Source organism: Leuconostoc rapi (assembly GCF_016908715.1).
Taxonomy (GTDB): Bacteria; Bacillota; Bacilli; order Lactobacillales; family Lactobacillaceae; genus Leuconostoc; species Leuconostoc rapi.
Map to the genome: position 1 here is coordinate 246,005 of NZ_JAFBEK010000001.1, position 11,668 is coordinate 257,672.

Sequence of the window (11,668 nt, forward strand, 5' to 3'; positions counted from 1 at the left end):
TTCAAATATATCTTATTTAAAACTTATAATTGCGACTATACCAATTATTTAATATTGTTGACAAGGGCCACTATATGCTTTAAAATAGTGGATGTTAGATTAATTCAAAAACATAACCAATTTTAAAAAGGATGATATATATGTGTGGAATTGTTGGCGCTACAGGATTGAATCAAGTTTTACCTAGCTTACTAAAAGGATTAGAAAAATTAGAGTATCGTGGTTATGATTCAGCAGGTGTTTATGTTAACGGTGGTGATGCCGGAGATTTTTTAGTCAAAGAAAAAGGGCGTGTTTCGATGTTGGAAGCGGCTACTAAAGGTAAAAATATTACTGGAACAGCTGGTATCGCTCATACGCGCTGGGCAACCCATGGTGGCGTTTCAGTTGAAAACGCACATCCCCATATGTCCGAAGATGGTCGCTTTTATTTAGTTCATAATGGCGTTATTGAAAACTATGATGACTTACGTGATACCTATTTACAAGGTGTGACCCTAAAATCTGAAACAGATACTGAAGTTGCCGTTCAATTGATTGATAAGTTTTCAAAAGAAGCTGGAATGTCTACATTTGATGCCTTGCGAAAGATGATTTCTTTGCTTGATGATAATTCGGCTTATGGTTTTTTGTTAATGGACCGCGAAACACCAACCTTAATGTATGCTGCAAAGAAAAAGTCACCACTGTTAATCGGTGTATCTGACCAAGGCAATGTTGTGACATCTGATGCTGCTGCAATGCTTGATGTGACACAAGACTTTATTGAATTGATGGATGGTGAAGTAGCAATCATTGATAAAGATCAAGTACGTTTGTTTGATGCTCAAGGGCAGAAGTTGACACGTGACGCATTTCATTTAGATATTAACGCTTCTGAAACAGATAAGGGTGTTTATCCTTATTACATGTTAAAAGAAATTGATGAGCAAGTTATTGTCGCACACACATTATCACAACATTATTTTGATGATGGGGCGAAGATTCAAAATATTGATGCATCGATTATTGAAGCTATTAAAAAGGCAGATCGTTTGTATATTGTTGCCGCAGGTACATCATACCATGCAGGACTTGTCGGCAAACGTTATTTTGAACAGTGGACAGGGATACCAACAGAAGTGCATATTTCATCAGAGTTTGCCTATGATCAACCGCTGTTGAGTCAGAAACCGTTCTTCATTTTCTTGAGTCAATCTGGTGAAACAGCTGACTCACGTGAAGTGCTCGACAATGTTGTTAAACAAGGATACCCTTCATTGACTATTGCTAATGTGATGAATTCAACATTAACACGCGAAGCAGATTTTGCGTTGCCATTGTTGGCTGGTCCAGAAATCGCCGTTGCTTCGACTAAAGCGTATACTGCACAAATTATTGTTGAGGCGATTTTGGCACATGCAGTAGGCCAAAGCGGTCTTGATTTGAAAAATGAATTAGCAAAAGTCGCTGTGGAAATGCAAGTGATAATTGACCAAAAAGAAGCATTTAAAGACATTGCGGAACAAGCATTGCAAAATCGTCGTTCAGCTTTTTACATCGGTCGTGGGTTAGATGCAGCAGTAGCTGTTGAAGCAGCACTTAAATTGAAAGAAATTTCTTACGTTCAAACGGAAGGTTTTGCAGCGGGTGAATTAAAGCATGGTACGATTTCATTAATTGAAGATGGGACACCAGTACTTGCATTGCTCACGCAGTCAAAAACGGCAGGATTAGTTCGTGGTGAAGTTGCACAAGTTGCAGCACGCGGTGCTAACACAATCGTTATTGCTAGTAAGTCGCTAGCTAAACCGGGGGACGCTTATGTACTTCCGGATGTTAATGAATTGTTGATGCCATTGTTAGCTGTAATACCTGCACAATTAATTGCTTATTATGCAACATTAGATCGTCATCTTGATGTTGATCGACCAAGAAATTTGGCAAAGTCAGTCACTGTACAATAATTTTTAAACGTGATTAGAGAAATTCTATCACGTTTTTTTGTACCTAGGCCTAACATCTGGTAAAATATACTAGATACCAATGCGCTTTGACGCATGAAGGAGGGGGCCATCTTGGCACTTTTTAAACCAAAACCAAATGTTAGTGTTGCAAATGCGCAGCTTAAAATACCAGATCATATTGCAATCATCATGGACGGCAATGGTCGTTGGGCAAAACGACGCTTAATGCCACGCGCTGCTGGTCATAAAACTGGCATGAATACGGTTAAGAAGATTGCGACTGCTGCGAGCGATTTGGGTGTAAAAGTATTAACACTATACGCCTTTTCTACTGAAAATTGGTCACGACCAAATGATGAAGTGAATTTTTTGATGCAATTACCAGTTGATTTCTTTTCTGAATTTGTACCTGATTTGATTAAAAACAATATTCGGGTTCAAATTATTGGAAACATTGATGGTTTACCTCAGAGTACGCGCAAGGCGGTTCAAAATGCCATAGTGCAAACAGCCCAAGGCTCTGGCATGATTTTAAATTTTGCCTTGAATTATGGTGGACAAATAGAGATTGTCGAGGCAACAAAAAAATTGGCACAACAGGTTGCAGATGGTAAGATTTCGCCTGATGATATTAATGGTGACTTGTTTTCTCAAGCCCTGCAAACGGCTAGTTTGGGTGAACTGGCCGCACCAGATTTAATGATTCGTACATCAGGTGAACTACGTTTGAGTAATTTTATGCCTTATCAGGCAGCGTATGCAGAGCTCTATTTTACGAATGTATTATGGCCTGATTTTACGGCAGATGATTTATTGCAGGCTGTTACTGCCTTCACCTTACGCGATCGTCGATTTGGTGGGTTAAATGATAAATACGAAAGTGAGTCGTAAGACATGAAAGTACGCGTTATAACAGCTATTGTGGCTTTAATTATTTTTGTGCCATTATTAATTATCGGTAAATTACCTTTGTTAATCCTTACACTAATGATGGGGGTTGTTGCTATTGGTGAAATTTTACGCATGAAACATAGTTTTTTTGTTTCAACTGAAGCATTTATCAGCTTTATTGGGGTCATTGCAATTATATTGCCAAATAGCTTTTGGCATGGTATACCTTTTATAAAGAGTGCGCACGTGGTATTTTATATACTAGCTTTTTTGATGTTACTCAATACGGTCATCGTGCGTAATCATTTTAATTTTGATGATGCAGGGGCACTTATGCTAGCCATGCTCTATATTGGTACGGGGTTTCATTATTTTTATCAAGCCCGTGGTGTTGGTTTAGCAACAGTGATGTTTGGTATGTTGATTGTTTGGCTGACTGACTCAGGTGCTTATATTGTCGGCCGTGCCATTGGTAAACATAAGTTAGCGCCAAAAATCAGCCCCAATAAAACCTGGGAAGGATCTATTGGTGGTAGTTTCGTTGCGGTTGTTGTGATCCCAGCATTATTTTCGCTTTTTGGATGGTTACCAGATTATAATCTGTTTGAATTATTTGGCATTGCGATTCTATTGTCAATTGCTGGGCAATTTGGGGATCTTATTGAGTCAGGCTTTAAGCGACATTATGGTGTTAAAGATTCTGGAAATATTTTGCCGGGCCATGGTGGTATTTTAGATCGTTTTGACTCGATGCTAATTGTTATGCCTTTAATGGCCCTACTAGAAATGTTAGGATAAAATCAATGAATTTAACCGCAATCATAGCTTTTATATTTGTTTTCGGTGTATTAGTCACTGTACACGAGTTTGGTCATTTTTTTGTTGCAAAAAAATCAGGTGTATTAGTACGCGAGTTTGCTATTGGTATGGGGCCAAAAATAATCAGTTGGAACTATAATCATACGGCATACACAATTCGTATATTACCAGTTGGTGGCTATGTTCGAATGGCGGGTTTGGATGAAGAACCGGATTTGGATGCTGGTCAACGTGTGCGTTTAATATTTAATACAGAAAATAATGTGATCAAAATGGATACGCGCGTTGATGAGCTGGGAGAGGGAGCTTTGTTTCAAGTAGATACGTTTGATTTGAGTGATGCGTTGACCTTGACGGGCTACTTAAATGACAATGAAAATAAACAAACGGTATCAGTAGATCATAATGCCACAATTATTGAACCTAATGGGACCGAAATTCAAATTGCACCCAGAGATTCTTGGGTGCAAAGCGCAAAAGTTTATAAGCGTGCTTTGATTAACATTGCCGGTCCGGCAATGAATCTAATCCTAGCCTTAGTTGTCTTTTCGGGACTAGCATTTGCGTTGCCTAGTGTGACACTCAACGAACCAATTGTTGGTACGGTTCAAAATCATATGCCAGCCAAAAATGCTGGTTTGCAAGCTAATGATCGAATTTCAGCTATCAATGGGCATCCAACGAAAACTTGGGAACAAGCAGCCACGCAGATTAGCAATTCTAAAAATAAAACGTTAGCCTTTTCTGTGTCACGCGACGGTAAAAATATGAACATCAATATGACGCCAAAAACAGTTAAGATAGATGGGGTAGACAGTACCCTCATCGGTATAACAGCTAAGACGTACACTGATTTTGGTTCGCGCATTAAGTATGGCATCTTAACAACAAGTACAACAATAGAAAGAGTGTGGTATGCATTGAGTCACCTTTTCACTGGTGGCTTTAGTTTAGATAAGCTTGGCGGCCCAGTCTCAATTGCAAAGTACACATCTACGGCTGCTAAAACTGGCTTCTTAAGTATCTTAGGCTTTATGGCAATGTTATCAATTAACTTGGGTATCATGAATTTAATCCCAATACCGGCGCTTGATGGTGGTAAGCTAGTTTTAAATGCCATTGAATCGGTGTTACGAAAGCCATTACCAGCATCTTTTGAAAATGCAGTGACGGTTGGTGGGGCAATCTTTATGTTTGTTTTGATGATTGCTGTTACAATTAATGATTTGTTGCGATAATCGTTAGTGCAAAGCTGTTTTTTATTTAGGCGCGTTGCGCCGTACATAATTCAAAAAAAGAATTGAGGATACTCATGAGACAATCAAAATTATTAATGCCAACGTTGCGCGAAGTACCAGCTGATGCTGAAGTAAAAAGTCATCAATTGTTGCTTAAAGCAGGATTTATTCGTCCAGTTGCAGCAGGTATGTTTTCTTATTTGCCTTTGGCTAAACGTGTACTGAATAAAATTGAACAAATTATACGTGAAGAAATGGCCAATATTGATGCTAACGAAATGTTGGTACCAGAAATTTTACCAGCCGAATTATGGCAAAAATCAGGTCGGTACGCTACATATGGGCCTGATTTATATAAGTTTAAAAATCGTCAAGACCGTGACTTTATTTTAGGTCCAACCCATGAAGAAACGTATACACAGTTAATGGCTGATGAAATCAAATCGTATAAAAAATTACCCTTAACGGTTTATCAAATTCAACCAAAATTTCGTGATGAAAATCGTCCTCGCTTTGGTTTATTGCGTACACGTGAATTTATTATGAAAGACGCCTATTCGTTTAGCGCTGATCAAGAAGGCCTTGATCAAACATTTCATGCTATGGAAAATGCTTATATCAATATTTTTGATCGTATTGGTATATCTTATCGCGCGATTGTAGGTGATGCCGGTGCTATGGGTGGATCCGACTCGAAAGAATTTTCAGCACCAGCCGCCGCCGGTGAAGATACAATTGCATACTCTGATACGACAGATTACGCAGCTAATTTAGAAATGGCTAAGGATTTTTATGTTTCAAAAAAATCAACGGCTGAACTGGAAACACTAAAGACAATAGACACACCAAATGAAAAGACAATTGCAGACTTAGCCGCATTATTGGCTATTCCTACTGCTAATTTAGCTAAAACAATCATGTTTATTGCTGATGATCAGTTAGTAGCTGTCGTTACAACGGGTGATTTTGAGGTAAACCCTGTCAAAGTGCAAAACTTTTTACATGCAGAGACGCTAGAAATTGCACCCGAATCAACGGTACAAGAAGTTATTGGCGCTGGGTTTGGATCACTTGGACCAGTTAATTTACCCGATAACGTCACTTTGCTAGTTGATGAACGGGCAGCTGATCTTGCTAACTTTACTGCTGGGGCTAATCAAGACGGTAAACATTACTTAAACATCAATTGGCAACGGGATGTTTTACTTGATGAAGAAAATATTGGCGACTTCCGTACAGCACGAGAAGGTGACTTGTCGATTGATGGCAAGGGCCATTTAGTTTTCACTAAGGGTATTGAGATTGGCCATATTTTCAAACTTGGTACGCGTTACTCAAAAATCATGGGGGCGCAAGTATTAGATGAAAATGGCCGTCAAACAGATATGATTATGGGTTCTTACGGTATTGGTGTATCAAGACTATTAAGTGCTATTGCAGAACAAAAAGCTGACGATTCAGGTCTCGTATGGCCTGCAAGTATTGCACCATTTGATGTGCACATTGTACCAATTAACATGAAAGACGAAGAACAATCACGTGTAGCTAGCCAATTGGAAACATTATTAACGACACAAGGTTTAGAGGTCTTGCTTGACGATCGTAAAGAGCGTGCGGGTGTTAAGTTTGCTGACGCTGATTTGATTGGCTTACCCATTCGAATTACTGTTGGTAAAAAAGCTGGTGAAGACATTGTTGAAGTTAAAGTTCGTGCAAGTAACACAAACATTGAAATGCGCGTGAGCGAAGTTGTTGATTCTGTATCAGTATTATTAAACGGAGACAAATAAAAAGCCGATTAGTTCGGCTTTTTTAAGCAGTAAAATAGGGGAAACTATGGCATTAACCCAACAAGAACAATTGCATCATTTAGTTAATCAGATTCAACTACCTGAAGAAATCCAACCTTTTTTTAACATGGGCCGCTTAACCCAAGTAAGCGTGTCAACAGTGGCTAAAACATGGACATTTGAAGTTGCGTTTGATCAGATACTACCGGCCAACGTATTTATGCAGTTTAGCCAATATCTACATACTTCTTTTACAAACATTGCGCAGACAAAAGTCATCATAACAACCCCTGTAAAAATTGTTGATGAATCATTGGTTAATCAGTATTGGCATATAGCATTGACAAACTCGATACTTAATCATGCAACGGTTCAACAACTGACAAGTAACACAGCACTAAAAACGATTAGTGACAACCATTATGGTATTGCAGTTGGTGCAGAATCTTTGTTTCAAGCCTTAAATGAGCCAGCATTGGCATCAATTATTGCTGCTTATCAATGTTTTGGTTTTCCTCAGATGGAACTCACACCTAACCACGATGCTGCATTGGCGCAACAAATTGAGGATAGCGTTGCGCAGCACCATGCTAAAGCACAAGAAGATTTACAAAAAGCCATTAAAGCTAGCGAACAGACTAAGCCTAAGTCATCATCAGAAGGCGTTGCACTAACATTAGGTCGTAAAATTGCTGCTGATTCAGAAATTACACGTTTAGAGGCTATTGATAGCGAGGAACATCGTGTCGTTGTTGAAGGCTATATTTTTGCCAGTGAAATCAGAGAATTACGTTCCGGCAGAAAGCTAATGACCATCAAAATCACTGACTATTCGAGTGCTATTGCTGCCAAAAAGTTTTCAAATAACGAAACTGACGAGGCGGTATTTGATGGCTTAAAAACAGGTATGTGGGTGCGTATGTCTGGTAATGTACAAGAGGATACCTATGCGCGCGAGTTGGTTTTAAATATTTATGATTTACAAGTTATCGATCATGATAGTCGTCAGGAAACTTATATTGAAGATGTGAAACGTATCGAATTGCATGTTCATTCAACGATGTCAACAATGGATGCTGTAACAAATTATGCTGCTGTTGCGCAATTAGCTAAAAGTTGGGGGCAAGAGGCGCTTGCGGTTGTTGACACCGCCAATGTCCAAGGTTTTCCTGAAGCTGTTGCGGCTGGTGCCAAAAATGATTTAAAAATGATTTATGGTATGGAAGCCAACCTTGTTGAAGATGGTGAACCAATTGGTTTTAACCTAACAGCAGTTGAATTGTTAGATAAAGAAACTATTTATGTCGCTTTTGATTTGGAAACAACAGGATTGTCGGCTGTAACAGACAAAATAATTGAATTATCAGCGGTTAAGATGCAACTAGGCAATGTTATCGAAAAATTCTCGGAATATATCAATCCAGGTTTTCCATTGTCTGATTTCACAACCAAATTAACGTCAATTACAGACACGATGGTTGCTCATTCCGATACTGAAGAAAGCATTATTACTCGGTTTCGAAAGTGGATTGGTGACGCAGTTTTGATTGGTCATAATGTCACTTTTGATATTGGCTTTATGAACGCCGCATACGCAAGATACAATCAAACAGCCATTAAAAATCCTGTGATTGATACATTACCTTTCACACGTTGGTTATACCCTGATTATAAGTCTTATCGTTTAGGAACACTGGCTAAGCGTTTTAATATTAATCTTGAACAGGCCCATCGCGCTATTTTTGATGCGGAAACGACGGGACATATTGCTTGGCGTTTGATTAAAGAGGTCAATACGCGATACGAGTTAACCCGACATAATCAGCTCAATGATTATATGACAGATGGCGATGCTTGGAAGCACGGCCGCCCAGTACATGTCACATTGCTTGTTCAAAATGCGGTTGGTTTAAAAAATCTGTATAAGTTAGTGTCTCGATCAAATATTGACTTTTTTGCCCGTGTACCACGTATTCCACGTTCTATTTTGAATCAATACCGTGAAGGCTTAATTATTGGTACAGGCGATACTAGTGGTGAAGTAATCATGACATTGATTGAAAAGGGTCGCGACGAAGCACTTAAAAAAGCAAAATATTACGATTATATTGAAATTCAACCAACGGCTAATTATGCGCCGATGATTGAATCCGAGTTAGTTGCAAACGAAACTAAATTACATGATATTTTGCAAGATATGGTTTCAATAGGCGAAGCGCTTGATAAACCGGTTGTTGTCACTGGAGATGTTAAATACACGAATCCAGAGGATAAAATTTACCGCGATATTTTAATTGCAACGCAACCAGGAAACCCGCAGAATAGGACAGCTTTACCTGAATTGTATTTCCGCACAACGCAGGACTTGTTAACCGATTTTGCATTTATGGGCGATGAACTGGCTAAAAAAATTGTCATTAATAATACCCACATTGTTGCAGATATGTTGGAATCAATTACGCCGTTAAAAAGCGGTTCATATCCACCAAATATTCCAAGTGCAGGGGAAGAATTAACTAGCCGAACACTGGCCACTGCTAAAAAATGGTACGGTGATCCTGTACCAGATGTTATTCAAGCGCGTATTGATCAAGAACTACAGGCCATAATTGGTAATGGCTTTGCACCGCATTATATGATTTCACAACGCTTAGTTGAAAAGTCAAATAAAGACGGTTATCTTGTTGGGTCACGTGGCTCCGTGGGATCTTCTTTTGTGGCAACAATGTCTGGTATTACCGAAGTCAATCCGTTTGCGCCTCATTATCGTAGCGCTCATGGTGATTATTTTGAATTAGCTGACCCTAAAATTTATGAATCTGGTTACGATTTACCTGATAAAGCAGACCCTAATCATCCAAGTGAGATGTTAATTGGCGATGGCCAAAATATTCCTTTTGAAACATTTATGGGATTCAAAGGAGATAAGGTGCCAGATATTGATTTGAATTTTTCTGGCGATTATCAACCGATTGCTCATAATTATATGAAAGTATTATTTGGCGAACATAATGTTTACCGTGCAGGCACAATTGCAACAGTCGCTGAAAAAACAGCTTTTGGTTATGTTAAAGGGTACGAGCGAGACCATGAAAAACAATATCGTGGCGCGGAAGTGGAACGACTAGCACAAGGTGTTACAGGCGTTAAACGTACGACAGGCCAGCACCCAGGCGGAATATTAATTGTGCCGCGTGAATATGAAGTATATGATTTTACACCAGTACAGTATCCTGCAGATGATCAAAAATCACTCTGGCAGACAACGCACATGGATTACCATGCAATTCATGATAATTTGTTGAAAATGGATATTTTGGGTCATGATGATCCAACCATGGTTCGTACTTTAAAAGATATGTCTGGCATTGATCCGCAATCAATTCCAGCAAATGATCCAGGCGTGCTGAGCTTGTTTACATCACCAGAAGCACTAGGTGTGACAGAGGAACAAATTTTCTCAAAAACAGGGACATTGGGGCTACCGGAGTTTGGAACTAGTTTTGTGCGTGGCATGCTAGAGGAAACGCAACCACATACGTATTCCGAATTATTACAAATTTCAGGGCTGTCTCATGGTACTGACGTGTGGTTAGGAAATGCCAATGAATTAATTGAAAATGGGACAGCGACAATTGGTACTGTTATTGGAACACGTGATAAAATCATGACAGATTTAATCAACTGGGGCTTTCCAGCAGCTGATGCTTTTAATGTGATGGAAAAAGTACGAAAAGGTAAAGGCATTACCGACGCCTATCAAGCGCAATTACGCGAAGCAAAAATACCCGAATGGTATATTCAATCGATGTTAAAAATTAAATATATGTTTCCCCGTGCACATGCGGCAGCGTACGTTTTGATGGCGTTGCGAATTGCTTATTTTAAGGTTTATTTCCCAACGATTTATTATGCGACCTATTTTTCAGTTCGTGCTGATCAATTTGATATTGTAGCCATGAGTCGTGGAAAAAATGCGACAAAGGAAGCGATGAAAAAGATACGAACACTTGGAAATGATGCCACAGTGGGTGATAAAAATCTATTGACAGTGTTGGAAATGGCCAATGAAGCATTAGAACGTGGTATAACATTTTCAATGGTGGATCTATATAAATCAGAAGCTAGTGAATGGGTGATTGATGGTGAAACGCTGATTCCACCATTCTCCGCTGTTCCGAGTTTAGGCGATAATGTTGCGAAACAAATTATCGTTGCACGTCAAGATAAACCTTTCTTGAGTAAGGAAGATCTTAAAAAGCGAGGGAAAGTATCACAAACAGTGGTTGAATACCTATCAAGAAATTCTGTGTTGGATGGTATGCCTGATGAAAATCAGTTGAGTTTATTTGATTTTTAATTGGCGTACCCATACACCTTAACTTGAGTTAAAAATTAGAATGAACATGACACAAAAACAAGGAGTTAGTTTATGAGGCATGAATGGCATCAAAAAGTTGCAAATTATTTTGAATACATCTTGAATGTCTTTATGATCAGTATCGGCTTTGTTATTTTTGGTTTCTTATTGCGAGAAATTTATAATTTAGCCTATTTATTGTTAACTATTGACGATTTGCGTGCACACTTTAATGAAATTACAGAAGCGACACTAGCAGTATTTTTGTTTTTCGAGTTTATGAGCCTGGTACGCGAGTATTTTATTAAAGATGCCCATATTAGTATGGAAAGCTTTTTGTATATTGGCGTGACAGCATTAATCCGTGCGATTTTGGTTTACCATGATCAGACCTATAAAACCTTGTTGTTAGCCATTTCAATTTTTTTATTGGTTATTGCGTTAACAATTTATCGTTTTTTTCGAGAAAAAACAAAAAATATCGAAAAAGCAACACGGTGATTATCGTTAAAACGAATAATATATTGCAAAGAATTACATCAACGGTAGGTTGATTGGTAATTCTTTTTTGGTCACATCGATTTATAAATTAATATAGCATAGGCATTATGCTTGCGCTGTTTT

The 11,668-nt window shown here is 38.7% G+C and carries 7 protein-coding genes; all 7 read left to right on the forward strand.

Features of this window, described 5'->3' with window-relative positions; all coding sequences use genetic code 11:
* The first annotated feature begins 140 nt into the window (after window positions 1-140).
* The 7 genes from glmS (at window position 141) to JOD28_RS01180 (ending at window position 11,545) form a co-directional block, all read left to right on the forward strand.
* The gene (gene glmS / locus JOD28_RS01150) at window positions 141-1,946 is read left to right on the forward strand and encodes a glutamine--fructose-6-phosphate transaminase (isomerizing) (protein WP_204769086.1); all 1,806 of its coding nucleotides are present in this window, start codon (window positions 141-143) and stop codon (window positions 1,944-1,946) included.
* A gap of 93 nt (window positions 1,947-2,039) precedes the next feature.
* Window positions 2,040-2,837, forward strand: a complete 798-nt coding sequence (locus JOD28_RS01155) for an isoprenyl transferase (RefSeq protein WP_373306168.1) — start codon at window positions 2,040-2,042, stop codon at window positions 2,835-2,837.
* Window positions 2,838-2,840: 3 nt separating this feature from the next.
* Window positions 2,841-3,635 carry a phosphatidate cytidylyltransferase gene (locus JOD28_RS01160; RefSeq protein ID WP_204769088.1) on the forward strand — a complete coding sequence of 265 codons (795 nt, stop codon included), beginning with the start codon at window positions 2,841-2,843 and terminating at the stop codon, window positions 3,633-3,635.
* Window positions 3,636-3,640: 5 nt separating this feature from the next.
* Window positions 3,641-4,894: an RIP metalloprotease RseP gene (gene rseP / locus JOD28_RS01165; RefSeq protein ID WP_204769089.1), complete on the forward strand. Its 1,254-nt coding sequence runs from the start codon at window positions 3,641-3,643 to the stop codon at window positions 4,892-4,894.
* A 74-nt stretch (window positions 4,895-4,968) separates the two neighbouring features.
* Entirely contained in the window at window positions 4,969-6,684 is a 1,716-nt protein-coding gene (locus JOD28_RS01170) for a proline--tRNA ligase (RefSeq protein ID WP_204769090.1), read from the forward strand.
* Between the two features lie 46 nt (window positions 6,685-6,730).
* Window positions 6,731-11,044: a PolC-type DNA polymerase III gene (locus tag JOD28_RS01175; RefSeq protein ID WP_204769091.1), complete on the forward strand. Its 4,314-nt coding sequence runs from the start codon at window positions 6,731-6,733 to the stop codon at window positions 11,042-11,044.
* 72 nt (window positions 11,045-11,116) lie between these two features.
* Entirely contained in the window at window positions 11,117-11,545 is a 429-nt protein-coding gene (locus JOD28_RS01180) for a phosphate-starvation-inducible protein PsiE (RefSeq protein ID WP_013102438.1), read from the forward strand.
* Window positions 11,546-11,668: the final 123 nt, after the last annotated feature.